Below are 21,478 nucleotides of genomic sequence, written 5' to 3' on the forward strand. Positions count from 1 at the left end.
AACCTTGAGGATCCTCGGGGGGGACCGTCCCGACCCCCAACGGCCTAGCCTGGGCGGGCCATGTCCTCCGTCCTCTGCCACCACTTCGAGGCCGGCCGCTGCCGGTCGTGCACGTGGCTCGGGACGCCGTACGACGCACAGCTGGTCGCCAAGCAGCAGCAGGTGGAGGACCTGCTCGGTCACCTGGTCGGCGAGGTCGGGTGGCTGCCACCGGTCGCCGGCCCGCAGCTCGGCTTCCGGACCAAGGCGAAGATGGTGGTGCACGGCACCGCGGCGGCGCCGACGCTGGGCATCCTGGGCCCGACCGGCTCGGGTGTCGACCTGCGCGACTGCCCGCTGCACACCCCGGGGATCCGCGCCGCACTGCCGGTGCTCGCCGACTTCGTCGGCCGCGCCGACCTGGCGCCGTACGACGTGCCGTCGAGGCGCGGCGAGCTCAAGCACCTGTTGGTGACGGAGTCGCCGGACGGCGAGCTGATGGTCCGGTTCGTGCTGCGCTCCCAGGAGCCGCTGGCGCGGATCCGCAAGCACCTCCCCGCCCTGCAGGGTGACCTGCCGGGGCTCGTGGTCGCGTCCGTGAACCTGCAGCCCGAGCACAAGGCCGTGCTCGAGGGCGACCGCGAGATCGTGCTCACCGACCAGCAGACGCTGACGATGCGCGTCGCCGGTCTCCACCTGCACCTGCGACCGCAGGGGTTCTTCCAGACCAACGCCGCGATGGCCGCCGAGCTCTACCGGCGCGCGCGGGCCTGGGTCGCCGAGGTGGGCCCACGCAGCGTGTGGGACCTCTACTGCGGCGTCGGTGGGTTCGGCCTCGCGCTCGCTGCCCCCGGTCGGCAGGTGACCGGCGTCGAGGTCAGCGCCGAGGCGGTCGCTGCGGCGACCCAGTCCGCCGCCGACGCCGGGCTCACCGACGTCCGGTTCCAGGCGGGCGACGCCACGGCGTACGCCCTGGCCCGCAGCGCCGCGCCCGACCTGGTCGTGGTGAACCCGCCCCGCCGCGGGATCGGCGCCGATCTCGCCGGCTGGCTCGAGACGTCCGGGACCGGGCACGTCCTCTACTCCAGCTGCAACGCCCAGACGCTGGCGCGCGACCTCACGGCGATGCCGTCGCTGCGGCCGGTGCGCGCGCAGCTGCTCGACATGTTCCCCAACACCGCGCACCACGAGGTGCTGGTGCTGCTGGAGCGGTCGTGACCGACCCGCGTCCCCGGCTGGTCGAGGAGCGTCGTCGCACCGCGCTCCACCTCGACGCCCTGCGCGGCGACCACCGCGGGTTCGTCGAGGCGTCGAAGGACACCAACGCCGACGACGAGCACGACCCCGAGGGCGCGACCATCGCGTTCGAGCGGTCCCAGGTCGCCGCGCTGGTGCGGCAGGCCGAGCACCACCTCGAGGCGGTCGACGCCGCCCTGGCCCGCCTCGACGCCGGCACGTACGGCGTGTGCGTGGCGTGCGGCCGCCCGGTGCCCGCCGAGCGGCTGGAGGTGCGCCCGGCGGCGGCGACCTGCGTCGGCTGCGCGGAGCGCGGGGCCTACTTCGGCGGGAGCGTCCGGGCGTAGGTGACGCCCACGGTGACCCACCTGTCCAGCTCGACGTCGGTGTCCAGGCCCTCGGGCACCACCCGCAGCCAGCCCGTCATCTCGCGCCCGCGCATGACGAACGGGTCCGTGTGGGGGTGCGCGAGGTGCGTGTCGAGGTCGACCGGGTCGACCCGCAGCAGCAGGCCGCCCTGGCTGCTGGCGGCCACCGCCATGTTGCCGTGGACCAGGAACGCGAGCCCGCCGAACATCCGCTGCTCGGTCAAGCCCGGCTCCCCCTCGACGAGGTCGCGGATCCGGTCGGCGAGGCGCTCGTCGTAGCTCACCCACCGATGGTGGACCACCGACGTCCCGTGTGCCACCACCAGGAGACCGGCCACCACCACCGACCCGCCAGACTGGCCCCATGGAGCAGCGAACCCTGATCAGCAGCGACCGTGGCGCCACCCGGGACGTCTCGGTGGTCGGCCTCGGCACCTGGCAGCTCGGCGCCGACTGGGGCGACGTCACCGAGGCGGACGCCCGGGCCGTGCTCGCGGCGTCGGTCGACGCCGGCGTCACGTTCATCGACACCGCCGACGTCTACGGCGACGGCCGCAGCGAGCAGGTCGTCGGCCGGTTCGCCGCCGAGCACCCGGGCCTGACCGTCGCCACCAAGATGGGCCGGCGCCAGGAGCAGGTGCCGGAGAACTACACGCTGGACAACTTCCGGTCGTGGACCGACCGGTCGCGCCGCAACCTCGGCGTCGACACCCTCGACCTGGTGCAGCTGCACTGCCCGCCGACCGCGGTCGTCGAGGCCGACCGCGTCTACGACGACCTCGACACCCTGGTGTCCGAGGGAGTCATCGCGGCCTACGGGCTGAGCGTGGAGACCTGCGACCAGGCGCTCGCCGCGATCGCGCGCCCGCACGTGGCGACCATCCAGATCATCCTCAACGCGTTCCGGCTCAAGCCGCTGGACGAGGTGCTGCCCGCGGCGCAGGCGGCCGGGGTCGGGATCATCGCCCGGGTGCCGCTGGCCTCGGGGCTGCTGTCGGGCAAGTACGACGAGTCGACGACCTTCGCCCCCGACGACCACCGCAGCTTCAACCGCGACGGGAGCGCCTTCGACGTGGGGGAGACGTTCTCGGGCGTGGACTTCGCGACCGGGGTGCAGGCCGCCCGGGAGTTCTCGGCGCTGGTCGACTCGGTGGGTCCGACCGGCCTGAGCCCGGCCGAGGTCGCGCTCGCCTGGGTGTGGCAGCAGCCGGGCGTCACCACGGTGATCCCCGGCGCCCGCAGCGCCCAGCAGGCCCGGGCCAACGCGGCCGCCGGCGACGCCGACCCGCTGGCCCCGGCCTTCCTCGACGGCGTGCGCGACCTCTACGACCGCTTCTTCCGCGAGGCGGTGCACGGTCGCTGGTAGCCCCGCTCGTCCGGTGGTCGAGCTTGTCGAGACCCCCGCACCCGCGTGGGGCGGTGGGTCGGGTGGGGGGTCTCGTCGGGCGGTCGTCGCTGGCGCTCCTCCCTGCTCGACCACCGGGCTTGTCCCCCGCACCCGAGGGCGGCGCCAGGGCGGCGCCCGCCGAGTCAGGCGAGCAGTCGGCGGATCCGGGCCTGGGCCGCGTAGCGGCGCTGCCGGCGACGCAGGCTCGCCCGCCGGACGTGGGAGGGGCCGAGCTCGTGGGAGTCGAGCAGGGAGGTCAGCAGCGCGCCCATCGGGTCGCCCATCGATCGGCTGAGGGGGGTGCCGGCGGTGGTGGGGTCCTGGTGTGTGGTCATGGGACGACCGTCGCCGACTGAGGTAGCGGTCCACATCGGGCGGTCACCGTAGATCTCCCCCCGCCCGGGCTGCTGGGTACCTCAGGTGCCGACTAAGGTGGGTCCCGATGAGCGTCGAGGACTACTGCGACCTGTGCGACCTCCCCAGGTCCACCTGCATCCACGGCAACCCACCCGCCCCGCCGCCGCCACGGGCGACCGCGCGGACCAGCACCCCGCGGGCGCCGCGCGCACCGAGGGCCTCCCGGCCGGCCGCTCCCGCCGCGCCGACCCGCCAGGTGGCCCGGAAGTGGACCCCGCCGGACGCCTTCAAGGCGGCCATCGTCGCCGTGCTCACCGAGGCCGGCGGGGAGCTGGAGCAGGACGAGCTGTTCCGGCGGCTCGAGGAGCGGATGGGCGAGCGGCTGACCGCCGCCGACCACGACCCCACGCCCGAGGGCGAGCTGCGCTGGAGGTACGCCGCCCGGCGGGCTCGCCAGGCGCTGGTCGCCGACGGCGAGATGACCAAGGGCCGGCCGGGGATCTGGTCGCTGCCCTGACCGCCGTCACGGCACGACAGACGTCCCCGCGGCCAGGGGCTCGCGCCCGGTGAGGGCGAGCAGCACGTCGGGGCCGAGGCCGAGCTCGACCGCACTCGCCGCCGCGACTCCCAGCGCCTCGGCCAGCGCGTCCGCCGGCGGCTCGTGGGCGACCCCGCACGCGCGGGCGATGTCGAGGGAGTGCACGACCAGCTCGAAGGTCCGGGTGGGCAGGTAGTCGCTGACCCGCATCCCGCCGGCCGCCGTCTCCACCACCGGGTCGGCGCCGTCGAGGCCGTCGAGGGCCGCGGTCGCGGCGGCGTACGACGCGCGCAGCGCCCCGACCGGGTCGTCGCCGAGCGCCCGCCCGGCTTCGACGCCGCGCCGGGCGATCGCCCCGTCGTCGTCGCGCCCGACCAGCCGGCTCGCGACCGCGAAGTACTCCGCCGGCGTCGCGGCGGCGACCGAGTCCGCCCGGGTGCCCAGGTAGGTCGCGACCGTCACCAGCGACCGTCCGGCGTGCCCGACCAGCGCGCGGAGGTCCCAGTCGCCCAGCCCCGGACCGTCGTACGCGGAGGGCGGGACCTGCTCGACCAGGTCGAGGAAGCTGCGGGCGGCGGCGTCGAAGGTGGCACGGGTCTGCACGCGCCCAGTCTGCCGGGTGCGGGACCCCCGTCACCTGGTCCAGACCACCGGTGGTTCCGGCGCCGACGGCCCGTCGCCGGTCCTAGCCTCGATCGACAGACATCGGGCTCCCCAGGAGGGATCGACCATGACCGAGTCCTCGGACAACGCACCGCTCGAGACGCCGGACGAGACACCCGGCGAGCCGACGGCGTCCGCCGTCCCGCCGCCCTACCAGGCACCCGCCGCCGACGCCTCGTCGGCGACGCCCGAGGTGATCGAGCCGCTGGCCCCGCTCGCCACGGTGGGCAACCCGTCCACCGGACCTGTGGGCCAGGTCCGCGGCACCGGCGCCTGCATCCTGCTCACCATCGTCACGCTCGGCTTCTACACCTGGTACTGGTACTACAAGACCTCCCAGGAGATGAAGGAGCACAGCGGCGAGGGCATCGGCGGCGGCATCGCGCTGCTCCTGGCGATCCTGGTCGGCTTCGTGATGCCGTTCATCTCCTCCCACGAGGCGGGCAACCTCTACGTGCGGCAGGGCCGCAAGCCACCGGTCACCGCGATCACCGGTCTGTGGTACATCCTGCTGAGCTGGCTGTTCCTGATCGGCCCGATCGTGTGGTTCGTCAAGACCAACGGCGCGCTGAACGACTACTGGCGCTCGCAGGGCGCGACCCAGGGCTGAGCTTCCCCCGTTTGTGACGGGGGTCACAGGGGTACGGCGGCCCCATGACCCTCCACGTCCGGGGCCTGCGCCTCGTGGCCGGGGCCGCGGCGCTCGCCGCCGCGGTGACCGGCGCCCTCGTGTCCCTGCCGAGCACGGCGGCGCCCGGCGCCGCCGAGCGGGCCCCGCGCGCCGAGGGCACCCGGTCGACGTGGACCGAGGCCGACAAGGACGGCTTCGGCACCGCGCGCAGCCGCGGCAGCAACGTCTGGTTCACGCTGCAGGCCGGCCGGGTCAGCGAGGTGTTCTACCCCGACCTGTCGACCCCGAGCGTGCGCAGCCTCGAGCTCGCGGTCACCGGGCCGTCCTTCGCGGACCGCGCCGCGGACATGTGGAGCACGATCGTGACCCGCGACGACGCCCGCAGCCTGCGCTACACGATCACCAGCACCGACCGGGGCGGCCACTACCGGGTGGTGTCCGACTACGTCACCGACCCGGCCCACGACAGCCTCGTGGTGCGCGCCCGGCTGAGCTCGCTGGACGGTGGCCGCTACCACCTGTGGGCGCTCTACGACCCGGCGCTGACCAACGACGGGATGGACGACCGCGCCCGCAGCCGTCCGCACGCGCTGCTGGCGTCCGACGGGTCCACCGCCTCCGCGGTGCTGGCCCGGCCGGCGCTGCGAGGCACCACCAGCGGCATCGCCGGCACCTCGACGGACCCGTGGCCCGCGCTGGGTCACCGGCACGCCTCGGCCGGCCCCGGCAACGTCGTGCAGGCCGCCCGGCTGGCCAACCGGGCCACCCTCGCCCTCGGCCTCGGTCGCGACACCGGGCACGCGCTCGCCCAGGCCCGGGGCTCGCTGCACCGCGGGTTCGGCCCGGTCGCGACGTCGTACGACCGCGGCTGGCACCGCTACGTCGCGGGACTGCGGCCGGTGCCGGCGAGCGCCGCGACGCTGCGGCGCGAGTACCTCGCCTCGGCCCTGGTGCTCGCCGCCGCCGAGGACAAGCGACACCCGGGTGCGTTCGTCGCGTCGCCGTCCGCGCCGTGGGTGTGGGGCGACGAGGTGGCGGACCTGTCCTCGCCCTCGGGCGCCTACCACCTGGTGTGGTCGCGTGACGCCTACCAGTTCGGCACCGCGCTGTGGGCGATGGGCGACCGCGCGGCGGCGCGGCGGATCGTGAGCTGGCTCTTCGGCACCCAGCAGCTGCCCGACGGGTCGTTCCCGCAGAACTCCGACGTCAGCGGCAAGCCCGTGTGGGGCTCCCTGCAGCTCGACGAGGTCGCCCTGCCGATCGTGCTCGCCCACCTGGTCGGCAAGGACGACGCCGCGACCTGGCGCGGGGTGCGCAGGGCGGCGCAGTTCCTGGTGGGCTTCCGCGACGAGGAGACCGGCCGCCCGGCGCCGTACACGCCCCAGGAGCGGTGGGAGAACCAGTCCGGCTACTCGCCGGCGACCATCGCGGCCGAGGTCGCGGGGCTCGTCTGCGCGGCCGACCTGGCCCGGCGCCACGGCCACCCCGAGCTCGCCCGCCAGTGGCTGCGGACCGCCGATCGGTGGCGGGCCCACGTGAAGGCCTGGACGGTCACCACCAACGGCCCCCTCGACGACGGCCCGTACTTCCTGCGGCTGACCAAGAACGGCGAGCCGAACACCGCCAGCCCCTACGCGATGGGCGACGGCGGCCCGAGGTCGATCGACCAGCGCCGAGTGGTGGACCCGAGCTTCCTCGACCTGGTGCGGCTCGGCGTGCTGCGGCCCGGCGACCCGGCGGTGCGCAACACCCTCGGCGTGGTCGACCGGCAGCTGCGCTACCGCACGCCGAACGGCCCGTTCTGGCACCGGTTCAGCCACGACGGCTACGGCGAGACCCGGCAGGGCGGGGAGTGGACGATCACCGACCCCGGCACCCACACCACCCTGGGCCGCGGGTGGCCGCTGCTCACCGGCGAGCGGGGCGAGTACGCCGTCGCCGCCGGTGCGCGGGCGTCGGAGTACCTGCGCACCATGGCCCGGGCCGCCGGCCCGACGGGGATGCTGGCAGAGCAGGTCTGGGACCGCCGCCCGCCCACCGGCCGCTCCTGCTGCCCGGCCGGTGAGGGCACCCGGTCGGCCACGCCGCTGGTCTGGTCGCACGCCCAGCTGGTCCGGCTGGCCTGGTCGATCCAGCGCGGCCGTCCGGTCGACCAGCAGCCGGTGGTCGCGGACCGCTACCTCAGGTGAGCGGACCGGGTCGCTCCGGTTCGGCGAGGCCGACCCGGTAGGCGTAGGCCACCAGCTGGGCCCGGTCCCGCAGGCCGGTCTTGGCGAAGATGTGGTTGACGTGGGTCTTGACCGTCGCCGTCGAGACGAACAGCTCGGCCGCGATCTCGGTGTTCGAGTGCCCGGCCGCGATCAGCTGCACCACCTCCGCCTCGCGGGCGGTGAGGCCGTCGGGCAGTGCCCCGGGCAAGGGGGCCGGCCCGGGCGACGACACCCCGAACGCCGACCCGGCACGCAGCGCGTCGAGCAGCCGGCGCTGCACGTCGGGGTCCAGCGAGGCCTGCCCGCGCGCGGCGGTCAGGATCGCGTCCTCGATCTGGGCGGCGCCCGCGTCCTTGGTCAGGTAGCCGCGAGCGCCGGCCTGCAGGGCCGCAAAGACCTGCTGGTCGTCCGACAGGGTCGTCAGCACGACGACCGGGACCTGGGGGTGCGACACCGCGAGCCGCCGGGTCGCCTCGATGCCGTCCAGGCGCGGCATGTGGAGGTCCATCAGCACCACGTCCGGCGGGTCCACCGTCACGTGCTCGATGGCCTCCTGCCCGTCGGCGGCCACCCCGACGACCTCGACGCTGTCGAGGAGCCCCAGCAGCATCTGCAGTCCCTCGCGGACCACGCGCAGGTCGTCCACCACGAGGACCCGCACCGGTCCGCCTCCTCGCGGCTGCTCGTCGGCGCTCATCGGCTCGTCCCGTGCTCGTAGGGGAGGACCAGGCACACGGCGTACCCGTCCGGTGTGGGTCCGGCCTCCAGGGAGCCGCCGGCCAGCTCCGCACGCTCGCGCAGGCCGGTCAGCCCGTAGCCGCCCCCGGGCACCGTCGGGGCCCCGCCCCCGCCGCGGACATCGGTCGCGGTGAGGGTGACCTCGCGCGCACCCCAGGTGAGGACCAGCTCGGTGGCGGCGCCCCGGCCCGCGTGCTTGGCGGTGTTGGTGATCGCCTCCTGCGCGGTGCGGTAGATCGCCAGGCCGGCCTCCGCTGGGAGCGGGCGGGCCGTCCCCTCGATGCGGAGGGTGGCGCGGACGCCGTGGGCTCTCGAGGCCTCGTCGACGAGTGCCGGCAGCCGCTCGGGCCCGGGCAGGGCGTCGCCGCGCAGTGCCCCGATGGCGCCCCGGGCGTCGAGCAGCCCGCTGCGGGCCAGCCGGTGCGCCCGGTCGATCTCGGCGACCAGCCGGGGGTCGGCCCCGGTCCGCTCCGCCAGCATGTGCGCCCCCTCGAGCGACATCACCTGGCCGGACAGGGCGTGGGCCAGGATGTCGTGGAGCTCGCGGGCCAGCCGGGCGCGCTCGGCCAGCATGGACGCCTCCGCCTGGGCGATCCGGGTGGCCTCGAGCTCGGCGACCAGGGCGACCGAGCGGGCGTGCGCCAGGCGGGCGTTGCGGGTCGCCGCGGCCACCGCGAACGCGAAGGCGACACCGAGCAGGCTGGTCACCAATGACGTCACGACGTCCTCGCGGTCGCTGCGGACGATGCCGGCCGCCAGGACGAGGAGGACGACCCCCATCGCGGCGGCCGCGTGGCGGGCCGTGAACCGCAGCCCGAGCGCGGCAGCGGCGAAGTAGGCCAGCAGGAACCCGGCCGAGGTGGGTGCCAGCCCGTTGAGGACGCCGCCGCACGCGCCGATGAGGGTCAGCAGGGTCAGCTCGACGAGCGGCGCGGGCGGGGTGGCGAGCAGCTCGACCACCCAGAGGGTCACGCCACCGAGCAGCACGGCGGTCGGCAGCGGGCCGTCGAGGCTTCGGGCGGTGCCCAGCACGACGACCACGGCGCACGCGAGGCCGAGCGCGCGCACGCCGCGGCGCCACCGCCTCTCGTCGGGCGGTGACGCCGCAGCAAGGACGTCAGGAGTGGTCACCGGCGTCAACCTAGTGGGCCCTCTCCGGGACGGGGGAGAGGTCGCGGTCGAGCCGGTCGAGGACGGGGTGCGGGTCGGAGGTCGCCGGGGTGTCCTCACGAGGACGCAGCGCGAGCAGGACGACGCCGTACCCGAGGAGGACGACGTCCTCGGCGACGAGCACGGGGATCCTGGGCACGTTGCCGATGGCTGCGGCCAGGTCGGTGAGCGCGTGCAGCGCCATCAGCGGCACGATGGTGCCGGTGCGGACGCGGACGGCGCCGTACGCCAGGCCGAAGCAGAAGGCGCCCCACGCCTGGGCGAGGACCAGGCCGGTGCTGTCGCGGAAGTAGACGTTGGCCAGGTGGGCCGCGCCGAAGAGCGCGGCCGCGATGACGACCGCCCGCCGGTCACCGAGCGGGCCGAGCAGACGGATGGCGAGGCCCCGCCAGATCAGCTCCTCGGTGACACCGGTGATGGCGTAGCCGAGGACCAGCAGGAACAGGAGGCCGCCGCCGACCGGCCGGACGCCCAGCGCGAGCGGGCTGACCGCCACCACGAGCGGGAGCACGAAGAGGGCCGGGCGGCGCCACTGCGACGGCCGGGTGAGGCCGAGCTGGCGCACGTCGCCCACGAAGGGCCACGCCAGCAGTGCGATCGCGAACAGTGCCTCGACCACGAGCAGCGCCCGGACCATGCCGTCGACGTCGGGGAGGTAGGCGCGGGTCAGCAGACCGCCGCCGGCGGTGACGACCATGACCGCCAGCCAGAGCGTGAGGGCCTTCGCGAACGCCTTCATGCCAGCACCACCGCTGCGTCGGAGCCGCGGACCGCGGCGAGGCTGCGGACCCACGTCACGAGCACGCGGGTGAGCACCATCGCCAGCGCCATCGCCACGAACCCGGTGGTCCAGGCGTCGGCGCCGGAGATCTGGTGGTGGTAGGAGAACAGCCCGATCTGCTGGGAGAACCAGTGGTCGGCTCCGTAGGCGAAGACCATCCGGCCACCGATGACGGCGACCCACAGGGCGGCGTACGCCGCCCCGGCGGTCATCAGGACCCGGCCGGCGTGCACCCGGACCCGGACCAGCAGACCGGCCACGACGCCGAGCGCCACGCCGGCCGCGACGCCGACCAGCTCGAGGTGGACGTCGTTGCCGGCGGTCGGTGGGTCGTTCAGGAAGACCGCGCCCGCGACGACGACGAGGGCGACCGGCAGCAGGAGGCGCCGGCGGGTGACCTCATGGGTGCCGACGTTGGAGATCAGGATGTAGGCGAGCAGCCCGAGGTTGAGCAGGTACTGGGTGGTGGACACTTCTTCCTCTCCGCAACGACGCTGGGTCGTCGTTGCTGACGAGAGGACGCTAGGAATCCGGAGGGGTCCCCGGCGTCGGCGTACGGGTGGATCCGCCGATCTCCACCCCAGGGTGGAGACGGCTACGTGAGGACCCGGATCTCCTCGCCGAGGCGGGCGCCGCGAAGCAGCTCGAGGTCGTCGCCGGACCAGAACTTGCCGGGGTCGTAGTAGTTGGTGGGGCGGGCACCGTCGAGCAGCCCCATCGCGGTGTAGGTGGCGGCGACCACCTCCGCGCAGTAGGTCAGCTCGGCCGAGGCCGCCTTGCGCACCCGGCCGCGCGCCCACCGCCCGACCAGCTTGGCGGTGGCCGGGAACGGCGTGCCGTCCAGGCGGGCGATCGTGCGCAGCACGGCGTCCTCCATCTCGGAGGTCACCGCCGCGTCGAGCTGGCGCAGCCAGGCCTGCTGCTCGTAGCGGCCGGTCCACTGCTCCACGGCGGCGCGCAGGTCGTGCAGCTGGACCCCGCGGTGGTTGGTCCCCGTCCACACGTCGGTCAGCCCCTTGCCGAGCTCGGCGTGCCACATCAGCGGCGGCAGGTCGTCGAGGACCACCGCCATGCCGACGTGGTTGACCGGCGCGTTGGTGAGGACCCGGATAGCGTGGTCCGCGGCCGAGTGGCCACGGAACAGCCACAGGTCGCCGGTGCGGGTCAGGTCGACCGCGGCGTCGAGGGTGAGCTGGGTCATCGGGGTCCTGGGTGTCGAGGAGGGTGTGGTCGTGAAGCTGTGGAAGTGGCTGGGGCTCGCCGGGCTGGCCGGGGTGGCCGCCACCGGCGCCATCATCGCGCGGGACCAGCGCCAACGCGCGCAGCTCACGCCGGAGCAGGTCCGCGACCGGCTCCGCGAGCGCCTCGACGAGTCCGGCTGACCCCCTGGCGGTGGGGTTCGTGCCGGGGACTGGATGAATCCCCGGTCAGCCGGGGATTCATCCGGGGTTGTCAGGCTCTTCATGACGTTGTCGGGGGTTGCAACGCCTGACAACGTCATGAACTCCCTGACCGGGTCGGCGCCTGACAGACCCCTCCAAGTCGGCTCCCAGTCCGCCCCAAGCGGGCGCCCACACGATGGGCGTGCCCGCCAGGGAGGCGGGCCTCGATGTGAAGGGAACCGACATGAAGACCCAGCAGATCCAGCGCCGCAACGCGTGGCGGGCGCTTTCGCGCCAGGACAAGCACCAGCGGCTCGAGGCGCTGCGCGCCCAGCAGCATCGACACGTGCAGCACGAGATCCTGCGGCTGCAGGCCGTGCGGTGACGGCACGCCGCGGACCCGCCGGGACGTCATACGAGCTGGTTGCCGGAGCAGCCGGTTCGTATGACGTCCCGGCGGCGTCTCAGGCGGTCGCCGCGCGGACGCGGTCCGCGATCTGCTGCAGCCAGGCGCGGTAGCCCCCGGGCCCCTGGGGGATGTACTCACACCCCTGCGAGAGCAGGTAGGCGTCGAGGTCCGACTCATCCGGGAACTCCGCGAGAACCCAAGCAATCTCGCTCACCAGCGGCCTGATGCGATCTGGGGAGTCCGCGACGAACTCGTCGATGGTCTGTTCATCGCTGGCGTAGAAGTCCGCCCAGTCCTGGTTGTAGTAGGCGCCGAGAAGATGTCCGAGCGCCGGTGTCGGGGCCACCATCGTCTCCTAGGGCGTAGGGAAAGCTGTCTTGATGTAGAAACCCTCCGCCATCGTTGGATCCTTCACAAGCACGATCCTGATGCCGGTGGCGTCAACCACGTTGCCCGATCGGTCGACGCAGATGCCGATGGCGTTGCGAAGTCGAGCCTGCATGGTGAGTTGGCGATCCGACGCGCTCATCCATGCCTCGATCTCCGAGGTCCGGGTTCTTAAGAGGCCTGTCACCGCCCGATCTGCGACGGCTTCGTCGCGGAACGAGGATGCGAACCGGGCCGTGCGGTGATTAACCACTCGCTCCTGCAACCACTCTCTTGATTTGGCGACATGGCGCTCGATGCTGTGGCCGCGGCCCACGCCCTCATGTCGCCTGAGGAATCCGCTGGAACGGCGCAGGTAGGCGCCAAAGTCAGCGCTCCCGCGCTCCGTCATCTCCATCCGCCGGGCAGCCGCGAGGCGGGAGAGGTAGGCGCGGGTGTCGCGGAGGGAGGTGGCGACGGGGCGCAGGGTGGTGGCGGTGCCGCGGGTGAGGACCGCGAGCGAGTCCAGCACCCCGCGCACCCGGGCGGACGCGGCGGCGACCCGGGCGGTGCCGGCGGCGCCGGCAACGGGGGCGGCCCCACCGCCGGTGACGAAGGTCAGCGCGCCGGAGACGACGGCACCGACGCCGAGCTCCCAGGCGAGCTCCTCGAGCAGGTCGAGCACCTCGTCGCGCTTGGCGTCGACCTGGTCGGCGTACGCCTCGCACGCGGTGCCGAGCGCGGCGAGCTGGTCGGCGAGCGCCTCGGTGTGGCCACGGAGGTCCTCGGTCGCGGCGACCGCGAGGGGGATCTCGGGGGAGACCTCGTCGGCGAGCGCGGCGAGGGCCGTCGAGCAGTGCGCGGCCAGCAGTCCGACCGACGCGGCCGCCGCCCGCCAGGTGGCGCCGGCCGAGCGCAGCCGCCCGATGTCCGCGGTCGGCCAGAAGACGCCCTCGAGCGCGGCGAGCACCGGGTGCGCCCACCCCGGCAGGGACGACGGCCCCGCCCCCAGCGAGGACGGCGGCGCCCCCACCACGACCCCGAACGACCGGCCCGCTGCGGTCGGCGGTCCGGTGACCGTCTCGGCGTGCGCGTGGTTGCGCAGCGAGGCGTCGGCGAGCTGGGCGAGCGACGCGAAGCCGCCCGTCAGCTGGGTGAGCGCCTCGAGCGAGGCAGCCGCGGCGTCGTCGTACGACGACGCGAACCCGGTCGCCGTCGTGTCGTCGCCCGCCATGCCGGCCGACCCGGCCAGCCCGTCCGCGAGGGCCGTGGTCGCGTCGGCGGCCAGCTCGTTGCCGGTCACGAACGCCTCGACGGCGCCCTGGTAGCCGCTCCCGAGCACGGCGAGCCTCACGAGACCTGCTCCCACATCCGCAGGTTGGTGGCCGCAGCCGTGCCGTAGCGGCCGTGCGCCACCCGCGCGGCCTCCCGCATCGCCGAGATCCCGGCCCGCATCTCGCGGAAGCCCGCCTCCCACTCCTCCTGCGCCAGCCGCTGCGCGGCGGCGGCCCGGCCGCTCCAGGTCCCCTGCAGGGCGGTCACCCGGGCGGCGACCTGGGCCAGGACGTCGTCCAGGTCGTCGCCGGCCCGGCCGAGGTCGTCGATCGTGGCGAGCAGCTCCTCGAGGTCGACCGCGTACATCGGCGCGCCCGTCATCGGCCCAGCCGCCCCGCGAGCCGCCCGAGGTCGGCCTCCGAGGCGGTGTCGGTCGCGGCCAGGTCCTGGTCGGTGGCGGCGAGCAGCCGCGACATCCTCCCGAGTCCGTCGAGCACCCGGTCGGCCCCCGACCGCCACGCGTCCCAGCCCTCGGCGTACGACGTCGCGACCGTGCCGCTCCAGCTGCCGAGCAGCGCGTCGACCGATCGCGCCGCACCGGCCCGCGCCTCGCTCAGCCGGGCCGCAGCCCCGTCCAGCCCGACCACCGCGGCGCGGAACGCGGCGTGGTCGGCGGTGATCTCCTCCATGCCACGACCCTGCCCGCGATCGGCCGCAGTCGACACCGGGCGATCCGGATCTGTGGAGAACTCACCAGAGCCCGGTGACCGGACCGACGAGGAAGACCGCCACGATGCCGATCGTGTTGCTGGTGCCGTGCGCGAGCACCGCGGCCCACACGCTGCCGGCACGCAGGCGGAGCACGGCGAAGTAGACGGCGTCGAACCCGCTGAGGAGCACACCGACCAGGCCCTGCTCGGTGTGGATCAGGCCGAACAGGGCCGAGGAGACGGCGACGCCGGTCACGACGGCCACCGTCCCGGTGCCCACCACCTCGGTCACGCGCGTGAGCAGGTAGCCCCGGAACGCGGTCTCCTCCACGACGGCGGCCAGCGTCCACGACGCGACGAGCAGGACCACCAGCATCCCGACGTCGCCCTCGAGGTCCGCGAAGGCCGACATGTCCTGCTGCGACCCGGTCGCGTGCTCGAGCAGCGGCATCACCAGTCCGACCTCGAGCAGCGTCCACGCGACGGTCAGCACGACGACCACCCCGGTCGTGCGCCACGGTCGCCGGAGCCGGTGGAAGCCGAGGCTGCTCGGCCGGTCCTGGCGAACGGCGAGCGACACCGCGGCCAGGACGACGAGGACGACGGACGGGATCGCCAGGTCGAGCAGCACGACGACCGCGGCCAGGGCGACCTCGACCGCCGCGAGAGCCCGCAGGCGGTTCAGTGGCAGGACCACGGCCCCCAGCGTCCGCCGGTGGCGGCGCCGGGGGCAGAGGCCAAGGTCCTCCTGCTACGGCAGCGGGTCGACCTCGTCGTAGCCGCCGACGGCCGAGGCCAGCTGGGCCAGGTGGTGGTGGCCGTCGCCGAGGAGATGGTCGAGCGCCGTGAGCCGGCTGGTGTAGCTGCCGATGGAGTACTCCGCGGTCATGCCGATGCCGCCGTGCAGCTGGATCGCCTCCTGGCCGATGTGGCGCCCGGCCCGGCTGACCTGCAATGCGGCACGCGACGCGGCGACCGACGCCTCTTCCCCGGATTCGTCCGCGAGCACCATCGTCGCCCAGGTGGCGATGCTCCGGGCGAGCTCCAGCGACACGTACATGTCGGCCGCCCGGAAGTTCAGCGCCTGGAAGGTGTTGAGCGTGACGCCGAACTGCTTGCGGCTCTTGAGGTACGACGCCGTCGTCTCGAGCGCGACCTCCATCAGCCCCAGCGCCTCGTTGCACGCGGCCACGCGGGTCGCGTCGAGGGCCCGGGAGATGACGCCCGTCGCGTCACCACCGGCCCCCAGCGGAGTGGCCGGGGTGCCGGTGAGCACGACCTTCGCGGCGCGGCCGCCGTCGTGGGTCCGGTAGGACTCGCGCGCGACGCCGGACAGGTCGGTGACCACGAACAGCCCGGTCCCGCCGTCCGGCAGCACCGCACTGACCACGAGCACGTCGGCCCGGGCGCCCTGGACGACCGGCTCCTTGACGCCGTCGAGGGTCCACGTGCCGCCGGACTCCGAGGCGCGCACGGACGCCGCCGTGGGCTGCCAGCGCGACCCGGGCTCGGCGTGGGCGAACGCCAGCACCGACTCGCCCGAGGACAGCGCACCGAGCAGCTCGGCCTTCTGCTCGTCCGAGCCGGCCGCGGCGACCAGGCCGCCGGCCAGCACCACGGAGGTGAGGAACGGCTCGGGCGCGAGCACCCGGCCGAGCTCCTGGGCGACGATGCCGACCTCGATCGGTCCGGCACCCATGCCGCCGTGCTCCTCCTCGAAGGGCAGGCCGAGCACGCCCATCTCGGCGAGCTGCGACCAGACCTTCTCGCTGAACCCGGGTTCCTCGGACACCGTGCGGCGCCGCTCCTCGAAGTCGCCGTAGGCCTTGCCCACCAGGCCGCGCACGGCCTCGCGCAGCGCCTGCTGCTCCTCGTCGTACGTGAAGTCCATGTCGCGCTCCTCAGAGTCCCAGGATCGTGCGGGCGATGATCTGGCGCTGCACCTCGTTGGAGCCGCCGTAGATCGAGGCCTTGCGGAAGTTCAGGTAGACCGGCGTGGAGCGCCGGGTCCACCAGGGCAGGTCGGTGGCGTCGTCTGCTGCGCCGCTGGCCAGCGAGGCCGGGCCGGCGAGGTCGACGACCAGCTCGGTGACCGCCTGCTGCAGCTCGGTGCCCTTGAGCTTGAGCACCGACGAGGCCGGGTGGGGCTTGCCGTCGGCGGAGTGCGCCACCACGCGGAGCGCGGTGAGCTCCAGCGCCAGCAGCTCGTTCTCGAGCTCGACGAACCGGGACGCGACCAGCGGGTCCTCCAGGAGCGGACCGGCCCACTCCTTGGCCTGCGCCAGCGTCCGCTTGGTCGCACCCACGGGGGCGACGCCGACGCGCTCGTTGCCGAGCAGGAACTTGGCGTAGTCCCAGGCGCGGTTCTCCTCGCCGACGAGGTTCTCCACCGGCACGCGGACGTCGGTGAACCAGACCTCGTTGACCTCGTGTCCGCCGTCGATCAGCTCGATCGGGCGGACCTCCACCCCGGGCGACTTCATGTCGATGAGCAGCATCGAGATGCCGGCCTGCTTCTTGGCCTCCGGGTCGGTGCGGACCAGGTTGAAGATCCAGTCGCCGTACTGGCCCAGGGTCGTCCAGGTCTTCTGGCCGTTGACGACGTACTCGTCGCCGTCGCGCTCAGCACGGCACTTCAGCGAGGCCAGGTCGGAGCCGGCGTCGGGCTCGGAGAAGCCCTGCGACCACCAGATGTCCAGGTTCGCGGTCGCGGGCAGGAACCGCTCCTTCATCTCCTGCGAGCCGAACTGCGCGATCACCGGGCCGATCATCGAGGCGTTGAACGCCAGCGGTGCCGGCACGTACGCCCGCTGCATCTCCTCGTGCCAGATGTGGCGGCGCAGCGACGACCAGTCGCGGCCACCCCACTCCGCCGGCCAGTTCGGCACGGCGATGCCGGCCGCGTTCATGATCTGCATGCTCTCCACGAGGTCCTCGCGGGTGAGCTCGCGCCGGTCGCGCACCGCGTCCCGGATCCTCTGGGGGATCTTCGTGGTGAAGAACTCCCTCATCTCGTCGCGGAACTCGGCGTCCTCCGCCGACAACGCCAGCTGCATCGGTGGTCCTCCCTGATCGGTTGCCGGACACGTTACTGGCAGGTACGCCGGCGCGCGGCGTTGGTCCCGAGATCGTCGCCCCGTCGTCCGTAGGCTGCTGGGGTGCGTCGACTGATCCCTTCCCCAGCCCTGCTCGTCGCCGTTCTCGCGGTGGTGCTCGCCGGAGCCGGCGCAGGCTACGCCGCCGGTCAGATCGGCACGAGCGACATCGCCGACGGAGCCGTCACCAGCACCAAGGTCCACGAGAGTGCGATCACGAGCACCCGGGTCCGCGACGGGTCGCTACAGCCGGCCGACCTCAGCGCCAACACCGTGCGTGCGCTGCAGGTCCGGGCCTGGACCAGCGTCGTGGTCAGCCCCCGTGCGGCCATCGAGCCCGCCCGCACCAAGGGCTTCTCGCGGATGACCCGGCCGGCGACCGGTGTCTACTGCCTGACCCTGTCGGACTCGAGCATCGACCCGGCCCGGACGGCTCCCGTGGTCACGGTCGACTGGGACAACTCGTCGGGTGCGAACCTCTCGGCCTACCTGTCGAAGTCGGCGTTCGGCTGCCCGGCCGGCACCGACATCGGGGTGCGCACGTTCGCGTTCAAGGCCGGCAAGCCCAACCGCCCGACCAACACGGTGGCCTTCACCGTGCTCGTCCCCTGAGCGGCGCGCCCCGGCTCCTCGACACCCGGGTGCCCCGCGAGCCGGCGGGCGTCGCGCTGGTGCTGCACGGTGGCGCCGGCCGCCCGGACCGTCCCGCGGTCAGTCCCGCGCAGCTCTCGGTGCTGCGGATGGTCCCGGTCGCCCGACGGCTCGGCCGAGCCGGACGCGGGCGGCTGGCGGTGCACCGGCTGCTCAACTCGACGCGCGGCTGGGATCCCGCGCACACGCCGGTCGACGACGTGCACTGGGCGCTCGGTCGGCTTCGCGAGCGGTACGGCGACCGGCCCGTCGCCCTCGTCGGCCACTCGCTCGGCGGCCGGGCGGCGATCCTCGCGGGCGGCGCGGAGCCGGTCCGCAGCGTGGTGGCGCTCAACCCGTGGGTCTACCCCGACGACGACGCCGACCTGACCGGGCGGCCGGTGCTCGTCGTGCACGGCACCGACGACCGGGTCGCGTCCATCGAGCGTGCCAGATCGGTCGTGGCCAACCTGCGCCGCCGCACCGACGTCGAGCTCAGGGAGGTCCCGGGCGGCGAGCACGCGATGCTGCGGCACGCGCGGGCCTTCGAGGTCGCGGCCGCCGGGTTCGTGGTGCGTACGCTGCTGGGGTGAGCCCGCTCGTGGTCGTGATGGGTGTCTCGGGGTCGGGGAAGTCGACCGTCGGGGCTGCGCTCGCGCGCCGTCTCGGTGTGCCCTTCGAGGACGGCGACGACCTCCACCCGCCGGAGAACGTCGCGAAGATGGCGGCCGGTCACCCCCTCGACGACGACGACCGCCGCCCGTGGCTGGACGCGGTCGGCACCTGGCTGGCCGGCCACCCCGCCGGTGGCGTCGTCGCCTGCTCGGCGCTGAGACGGGCCTATCGCGACCGGCTGCGCGGGCACGCACCGGGCGTCCGGTTCCTGCTGCTCACCGGCTCGCCGGAGGTCATCGCCCGCCGGCAGGCCGACCGGCCCGGGCACTTCATGCCGGCCTCGCTGCTCCGGTCGCAGCTCGCGACGCTCGAGCCGCTGCAGCCCGACGAGGACGGGGTCGCCCTCGACGTCGACCAGGGTGTCGACCGGATCGTGCAGGGGTACGTGGAGTCGACCGTCTCCTGATCACGGGGGACTCCGACTCGGAGGAGACCCATGGACGTCGTCGACCCGGTCGCGGCCGGGTGGCAGCTGCTGACGGCTGCGCTCGTCGCGATCGCGCTGATCGTCGTGCTCATCACCGTCGTGCGCATGCACCCGTTCCTCGCCCTGATCCTCGGGGCGCTGGCCGTCGGGCTGCTGGCCGGCCAGGACATGAACGACGTGCTGACGTCGTTCACGACCGGGTTCGGGACCACGGCCGCGGGCGTGGGCTCGCTGATCGCGCTCGGCGCGATCTTCGCCAAGCTGCTCGCCGACTCCGGCGGCGCCGACCAGATCGTCGACACGATCGTCGGGCGGGCGTCCGGCCGGGCGCTGCCGTGGGCGATGGCGCTGGTCGGCGCGCTGATCGGCCTGCCGATGTTCTTCGAGATCGGGCTGGTGCTGCTGATGCCGGTCATCTACCTGGTGGCGCGCCGGTCCCGCCTCTCGCTGGTCACCGTCGGCATCCCCGCCCTGGCCGGCCTCTCGGCGATGCACGGGTTCGTCCCGCCCCACCCCGGCCCGGTCATCGCGATCCAGAACCTGCACGCCGACCTCGGCGTCACCCTCGGCCTCGGCATCCTGGTGGCCATCCCCACGATCATCGTCGCCGGTCCGCTGTGGGGCTCCCTCGCCGGCCGCTGGGTCGTGGTCGAGCCGCCGAGCACCTGGGAGCGTGACGAGCGGCCCGACGGTCGCCGCCCGTCCTTCGGCGTCACGCTCGCCACGGTGCTCCTCCCGGTCGTGCTCATGCTCGGGAAGGCGGTCGTCGACATCGTCGTCGACGACCCCGACGACCGGGTCCAGCAGGTGGCGGACGTGATCGGCAACCCGTTCGTCGCGCTGCTGGTCGCCGTCCTCGTCGCGATGCTCACCTTCGGCGTGGGCACCGGCATGGGCCGGCGCGAGATCTCCGAGACCGTCTCCGCCTCGCTCCCGCCGATCGCCGGCATCCTGCTGATCGTCGCCGCCGGCGGTGGCTTCAAGCAGGTACTGGTCGACACCGGGATCGGCACGCTGCTCGCCGACTGGGCCAAGGACGCGAACGTGTCGGTGCTGCTGCTGGCCTGGGTGCTGGCGGTGCTGATCCGGCTGGCGACCGGGTCGGCGACGGTCGCGACCATCACCGCGAGCTCGCTCATGGTCGACCTGGTCCAGGGCATGTCGACCGGTGAGACGTCCCTCGTCGTCCTCGCGGTCGGTGCCGGCTCGCTGTTCTTCTCCCACGTCAACGACGCGGGGTTCTGGCTGGTCAAGGAGTACTTCGGGATGAGCGTCGGCCAGACCGTCCGCACCTGGTCGTTGATGGAGACCGTCTTGTCGGTGACCGGCCTCCTCGCGGTTCTGCTGCTGGGAGTGTTCGTCTAGCACTACGGTGCACGTGTGAGCACGCCGGACCAGCGCGCCCGCGATAAGGACCGGGACGCCGCGATCGAGGTCGTCGAGGCGGCCTGGAGCGACGGCCGGATCGTCGAGGCCGACCGCGACAAGCGGATCGAGGAGCTGCGCCGCGCGCAGACGCTCGGCGAGGTCCAGATGCTCGTCCACGACCTCCAGTCCACGCCGGCGCCCGGGCCCGGCCCCGAGCCCGGCCCCGAGGCCGGCCCCGAGCCGGGGCATGCGGCGGGTGCGGTCGTGCCGGCGGCGTACCTGGCTCCGACGGGCTACCGGGAGTACCAGCCGGGCGGCTCGTCGCCCGCCGCCGACCCGACTCCGGATCCCGAGGCGGCCGAGGCGGCCGGGACCGAGGCAGGCTCCGAGGTCCCACCGGCCACCTGGCTGCCCGACACCCCGGCCCAGCCGCCGCCGCACGTGCCGTACGGCTCGCCGATGCCCACCCCCGCCCCCACGGCCTCGTCGGCCCGGGTGTCCAAGCGGCTCCTGCTCGTGCCGCTGGTCGGCGTGGTCGTCGTCGCGGTCCTCGCCATCGGCGGGATCACCGCGATCGTCAACGCGATCCGCGACAACACCACCTCCGGGGTCCTGGGCGCCCTGGACCACCAGGACGCCAACGTCATCAGCGTGCAGGGCTACACCGACCTCCTCGACGCCGTGCGCGAGCAGTCGGGGTCGACGACGGCGTTCTCGGCGGTCCTCTACCCGACCTACGCGGTCGTCGAGCTGCCCGTGGACCACCGGACCGCCCACGAGGAGTATTGGTACTGGGACGGCAGCGAGCTGACCTCCAACGACATCAAGAGCTCCTCGTCCTTCCCGCGCACCGACCTCGCGTCGGTGGATCCTCAGGTGGTGGTCGACCTGGTCCGCAAGGTCCGCAGCAAGATGCCCGACGAGGACACCTGGTACGCGATCGTGCGGGCCCCCGACGAGAGCGGCGCAGCGGTGTGGGCTTACGCGTCCAACGACTTCGGCGACACCGTCTACCTCGGCGCCCGCCCCGACGGTCGGATCACCTGGGACTCCACCGAGCACTGAGCCCGACCGGCCTGGACC

Annotated in this window: 28 protein-coding genes; 13 read left to right on the top strand and 15 right to left on the bottom strand. The window is 73.8% G+C overall.

What is annotated here, in order from left to right:
* The first annotated feature begins 60 nt into the window (after positions 1-60).
* Together rlmC and ACILRH_RS07900 are read left to right on the top strand one after the other, a co-directional pair.
* Positions 61-1,197, top strand: a complete 1,137-nt coding sequence (gene rlmC, locus ACILRH_RS07895) for a 23S rRNA (uracil(747)-C(5))-methyltransferase RlmC (protein WP_395692183.1) — start codon at positions 61-63, stop codon at positions 1,195-1,197.
* A complete protein-coding gene (locus ACILRH_RS07900; RefSeq protein ID WP_395692185.1) occupies positions 1,194-1,562 on the top strand; it encodes a TraR/DksA family transcriptional regulator in 369 nt (122 codons plus the stop codon). Before rlmC ends, ACILRH_RS07900 begins: the two co-directional genes overlap by 4 nt.
* Here the strand turns inward: ACILRH_RS07900 and ACILRH_RS07905 are convergent.
* On the bottom strand, positions 1,535-1,867 hold the full coding sequence (locus ACILRH_RS07905; RefSeq protein WP_395692186.1) for a TfoX/Sxy family protein: 333 nt from the start codon (positions 1,865-1,867) through the stop codon (positions 1,535-1,537). The two genes, ACILRH_RS07900 and ACILRH_RS07905, sit on opposite strands and share 28 nt — an antisense overlap.
* Positions 1,868-1,947: 80 nt before the next feature.
* On the opposite strand from ACILRH_RS07905, the gene ACILRH_RS07910 reads away from it, so the two are divergent.
* Positions 1,948-2,949 carry an aldo/keto reductase gene (locus ACILRH_RS07910; RefSeq protein ID WP_395692188.1) on the top strand — a complete coding sequence of 334 codons (1,002 nt, stop codon included), beginning with the start codon at positions 1,948-1,950 and terminating at the stop codon, positions 2,947-2,949.
* A 164-nt stretch (positions 2,950-3,113) separates the two neighbouring features.
* Here the strand turns inward: ACILRH_RS07910 and ACILRH_RS07915 are convergent, their stop codons facing one another.
* Positions 3,114-3,305, bottom strand: a complete 192-nt coding sequence (locus tag ACILRH_RS07915; RefSeq protein ID WP_395692190.1) for a hypothetical protein — start codon at positions 3,303-3,305, stop codon at positions 3,114-3,116.
* Between the two features lie 107 nt (positions 3,306-3,412).
* Here ACILRH_RS07915 and ACILRH_RS07920 point away from each other — a divergent pair, with 107 nt between their 5' ends.
* A complete protein-coding gene (locus ACILRH_RS07920; RefSeq protein WP_395692191.1) occupies positions 3,413-3,844 on the top strand; it encodes a hypothetical protein in 432 nt (143 codons plus the stop codon).
* Positions 3,845-3,850: 6 nt separating this feature from the next.
* Here ACILRH_RS07920 and ACILRH_RS07925 read toward each other — a convergent pair whose 3' ends face one another.
* A complete protein-coding gene (locus ACILRH_RS07925; RefSeq protein WP_395692193.1) occupies positions 3,851-4,468 on the bottom strand; it encodes a maleylpyruvate isomerase family mycothiol-dependent enzyme in 618 nt (205 codons plus the stop codon).
* Positions 4,469-4,595: 127 nt separating this feature from the next.
* On the opposite strand from ACILRH_RS07925, the gene ACILRH_RS07930 reads away from it, so the two are divergent.
* The gene (locus tag ACILRH_RS07930) at positions 4,596-5,138 is read left to right on the top strand and encodes a DUF4234 domain-containing protein (protein WP_395692195.1); all 543 of its coding nucleotides are present in this window, start codon (positions 4,596-4,598) and stop codon (positions 5,136-5,138) included.
* Between the two features lie 44 nt (positions 5,139-5,182).
* Positions 5,183-7,348, top strand: coding sequence for a glycoside hydrolase family 15 protein (locus ACILRH_RS07935; protein WP_395692196.1), 2,166 nt, complete (start codon positions 5,183-5,185; stop codon positions 7,346-7,348).
* Here ACILRH_RS07935 and ACILRH_RS07940 read toward each other — a convergent pair.
* The 5 genes from ACILRH_RS07940 to ACILRH_RS07960 all read right to left on the bottom strand — a co-directional run bounded on the left by ACILRH_RS07940 (position 7,341) and on the right by ACILRH_RS07960 (position 11,259).
* Entirely contained in the window at positions 7,341-8,066 is a 726-nt protein-coding gene (locus ACILRH_RS07940) for a response regulator (protein WP_395692198.1), read from the bottom strand. The two genes, ACILRH_RS07935 and ACILRH_RS07940, sit on opposite strands and share 8 nt — an antisense overlap.
* Entirely contained in the window at positions 8,063-9,238 is a 1,176-nt protein-coding gene (locus ACILRH_RS07945; protein ID WP_395692199.1) for a sensor histidine kinase, read from the bottom strand. Before ACILRH_RS07945 ends, ACILRH_RS07940 begins: the two co-directional genes overlap by 4 nt.
* A 10-nt stretch (positions 9,239-9,248) precedes the next feature.
* A complete protein-coding gene (locus tag ACILRH_RS07950; RefSeq protein WP_395692201.1) occupies positions 9,249-10,016 on the bottom strand; it encodes a CPBP family intramembrane glutamic endopeptidase in 768 nt (255 codons plus the stop codon).
* A complete protein-coding gene (locus ACILRH_RS07955; protein ID WP_395692203.1) occupies positions 10,013-10,531 on the bottom strand; it encodes a hypothetical protein in 519 nt (172 codons plus the stop codon). Before ACILRH_RS07955 ends, ACILRH_RS07950 begins: the two co-directional genes overlap by 4 nt.
* Positions 10,532-10,653: 122 nt before the next feature.
* Positions 10,654-11,259 carry a hypothetical protein gene (locus tag ACILRH_RS07960; RefSeq protein ID WP_395692205.1) on the bottom strand — a complete coding sequence of 202 codons (606 nt, stop codon included), beginning with the start codon at positions 11,257-11,259 and terminating at the stop codon, positions 10,654-10,656.
* Between the two features lie 31 nt (positions 11,260-11,290).
* Between ACILRH_RS07960 and ACILRH_RS07965 the strand changes: the two genes are divergently transcribed.
* Together ACILRH_RS07965 and ACILRH_RS07970 are read left to right on the top strand one after the other, a co-directional pair.
* The gene (locus ACILRH_RS07965) at positions 11,291-11,440 is read left to right on the top strand and encodes a hypothetical protein (RefSeq protein ID WP_395692206.1); all 150 of its coding nucleotides are present in this window, start codon (positions 11,291-11,293) and stop codon (positions 11,438-11,440) included.
* Between the two features lie 244 nt (positions 11,441-11,684).
* On the top strand, positions 11,685-11,825 hold the full coding sequence (locus ACILRH_RS07970) for a hypothetical protein (protein ID WP_395692207.1): 141 nt from the start codon (positions 11,685-11,687) through the stop codon (positions 11,823-11,825).
* Positions 11,826-11,904: 79 nt separating this feature from the next.
* On the opposite strand, the gene ACILRH_RS07975 is transcribed toward ACILRH_RS07970, so the two are convergent.
* The 7 genes from ACILRH_RS07975 to ACILRH_RS08005 form a co-directional block, all read right to left on the bottom strand.
* On the bottom strand, positions 11,905-12,195 hold the full coding sequence (locus ACILRH_RS07975) for a contact-dependent growth inhibition system immunity protein (protein WP_395692208.1): 291 nt from the start codon (positions 12,193-12,195) through the stop codon (positions 11,905-11,907).
* A gap of 9 nt (positions 12,196-12,204) precedes the next feature.
* The gene (locus ACILRH_RS07980; protein ID WP_395692210.1) at positions 12,205-13,569 is read right to left on the bottom strand and encodes an RNase A-like domain-containing protein; all 1,365 of its coding nucleotides are present in this window, start codon (positions 13,567-13,569) and stop codon (positions 12,205-12,207) included.
* Positions 13,566-13,871 carry a WXG100 family type VII secretion target gene (locus ACILRH_RS07985; RefSeq protein ID WP_395692212.1) on the bottom strand — a complete coding sequence of 102 codons (306 nt, stop codon included), beginning with the start codon at positions 13,869-13,871 and terminating at the stop codon, positions 13,566-13,568. Before ACILRH_RS07985 ends, ACILRH_RS07980 begins: the two co-directional genes overlap by 4 nt.
* Positions 13,868-14,179, bottom strand: coding sequence for a WXG100 family type VII secretion target (locus ACILRH_RS07990; RefSeq protein WP_395692214.1), 312 nt, complete (start codon positions 14,177-14,179; stop codon positions 13,868-13,870). Before ACILRH_RS07990 ends, ACILRH_RS07985 begins: the two co-directional genes overlap by 4 nt.
* A 61-nt stretch (positions 14,180-14,240) precedes the next feature.
* Positions 14,241-14,897, bottom strand: a complete 657-nt coding sequence (locus ACILRH_RS07995) for a CPBP family intramembrane glutamic endopeptidase (protein WP_395692215.1) — start codon at positions 14,895-14,897, stop codon at positions 14,241-14,243.
* A gap of 54 nt (positions 14,898-14,951) precedes the next feature.
* Positions 14,952-16,091, bottom strand: a complete 1,140-nt coding sequence (locus ACILRH_RS08000) for an acyl-CoA dehydrogenase family protein (protein ID WP_395692217.1) — start codon at positions 16,089-16,091, stop codon at positions 14,952-14,954.
* A 10-nt stretch (positions 16,092-16,101) separates the two neighbouring features.
* Positions 16,102-17,256, bottom strand: coding sequence for an acyl-CoA dehydrogenase family protein (locus ACILRH_RS08005; RefSeq protein ID WP_395692219.1), 1,155 nt, complete (start codon positions 17,254-17,256; stop codon positions 16,102-16,104).
* Between the two features lie 102 nt (positions 17,257-17,358).
* On the opposite strand from ACILRH_RS08005, the gene ACILRH_RS08010 reads away from it, so the two are divergent.
* Genes ACILRH_RS08010 through ACILRH_RS08030 form a run of 5 tightly spaced genes read left to right on the top strand, consistent with a single transcriptional unit; the run spans position 17,359 to position 21,460 of the window.
* Positions 17,359-17,907, top strand: coding sequence for a hypothetical protein (locus tag ACILRH_RS08010; protein WP_395692221.1), 549 nt, complete (start codon positions 17,359-17,361; stop codon positions 17,905-17,907).
* A gap of 29 nt (positions 17,908-17,936) precedes the next feature.
* On the top strand, positions 17,937-18,518 hold the full coding sequence (locus ACILRH_RS08015; RefSeq protein WP_395692223.1) for an alpha/beta hydrolase: 582 nt from the start codon (positions 17,937-17,939) through the stop codon (positions 18,516-18,518).
* Complete coding sequence (locus tag ACILRH_RS08020) at positions 18,515-19,006, top strand: gluconokinase (RefSeq protein ID WP_395692225.1); 492 nt, start codon at positions 18,515-18,517, stop codon at positions 19,004-19,006. The genes ACILRH_RS08015 and ACILRH_RS08020 overlap by 4 nt, the downstream gene beginning before the upstream one ends.
* 30 nt (positions 19,007-19,036) lie before the next feature.
* On the top strand, positions 19,037-20,392 hold the full coding sequence (locus ACILRH_RS08025; protein WP_395692227.1) for a GntP family permease: 1,356 nt from the start codon (positions 19,037-19,039) through the stop codon (positions 20,390-20,392).
* Between the two features lie 15 nt (positions 20,393-20,407).
* Positions 20,408-21,460 (top strand): DUF1707 domain-containing protein, encoded by a 1,053-nt coding sequence (locus tag ACILRH_RS08030; protein WP_395692229.1) that lies wholly within the window; start codon positions 20,408-20,410, stop codon positions 21,458-21,460.
* Positions 21,461-21,478 lie beyond the last annotated feature (18 nt).

This window comes from Nocardioides sp., from assembly GCF_044226765.1.
Taxonomy (GTDB): Bacteria; Actinomycetota; Actinomycetes; order Propionibacteriales; family Nocardioidaceae; genus Nocardioides.

What these genes read in the sequence shown, in the direction of transcription:
- rlmC (WP_395692183.1), top strand. Translation starts at nt 61, where the DNA reads ATGTCCTCCGTCCTCTGCCACCACTTCGAGGCCGGCCGCTGCCGGTCG.
- ACILRH_RS07910 (WP_395692188.1), top strand. Translation starts at nt 1,948, where the DNA reads ATGGAGCAGCGAACCCTGATCAGCAGCGACCGTGGCGCCACCCGGGAC.
- ACILRH_RS07915 (WP_395692190.1), bottom strand. Translation starts at nt 3,305, where the DNA reads ATGACCACACACCAGGACCCCACCACCGCCGGCACCCCCCTCAGCCGA.
- ACILRH_RS07920 (WP_395692191.1), top strand. Translation starts at nt 3,413, where the DNA reads ATGAGCGTCGAGGACTACTGCGACCTGTGCGACCTCCCCAGGTCCACC.
- ACILRH_RS07930 (WP_395692195.1), top strand. Translation starts at nt 4,596, where the DNA reads ATGACCGAGTCCTCGGACAACGCACCGCTCGAGACGCCGGACGAGACA.
- ACILRH_RS07935 (WP_395692196.1), top strand. Translation starts at nt 5,183, where the DNA reads ATGACCCTCCACGTCCGGGGCCTGCGCCTCGTGGCCGGGGCCGCGGCG.
- ACILRH_RS07940 (WP_395692198.1), bottom strand. Translation starts at nt 8,066, where the DNA reads ATGAGCGCCGACGAGCAGCCGCGAGGAGGCGGACCGGTGCGGGTCCTC.
- ACILRH_RS07950 (WP_395692201.1), bottom strand. Translation starts at nt 10,016, where the DNA reads ATGAAGGCGTTCGCGAAGGCCCTCACGCTCTGGCTGGCGGTCATGGTC.
- ACILRH_RS07960 (WP_395692205.1), bottom strand. Translation starts at nt 11,259, where the DNA reads ATGACCCAGCTCACCCTCGACGCCGCGGTCGACCTGACCCGCACCGGC.
- ACILRH_RS07970 (WP_395692207.1), top strand. Translation starts at nt 11,685, where the DNA reads ATGAAGACCCAGCAGATCCAGCGCCGCAACGCGTGGCGGGCGCTTTCG.
- ACILRH_RS07985 (WP_395692212.1), bottom strand. Translation starts at nt 13,871, where the DNA reads ATGACGGGCGCGCCGATGTACGCGGTCGACCTCGAGGAGCTGCTCGCC.
- ACILRH_RS07990 (WP_395692214.1), bottom strand. Translation starts at nt 14,179, where the DNA reads ATGGAGGAGATCACCGCCGACCACGCCGCGTTCCGCGCCGCGGTGGTC.
- ACILRH_RS08000 (WP_395692217.1), bottom strand. Translation starts at nt 16,091, where the DNA reads ATGGACTTCACGTACGACGAGGAGCAGCAGGCGCTGCGCGAGGCCGTG.
- ACILRH_RS08005 (WP_395692219.1), bottom strand. Translation starts at nt 17,256, where the DNA reads ATGCAGCTGGCGTTGTCGGCGGAGGACGCCGAGTTCCGCGACGAGATG.
- ACILRH_RS08025 (WP_395692227.1), top strand. Translation starts at nt 19,037, where the DNA reads ATGGACGTCGTCGACCCGGTCGCGGCCGGGTGGCAGCTGCTGACGGCT.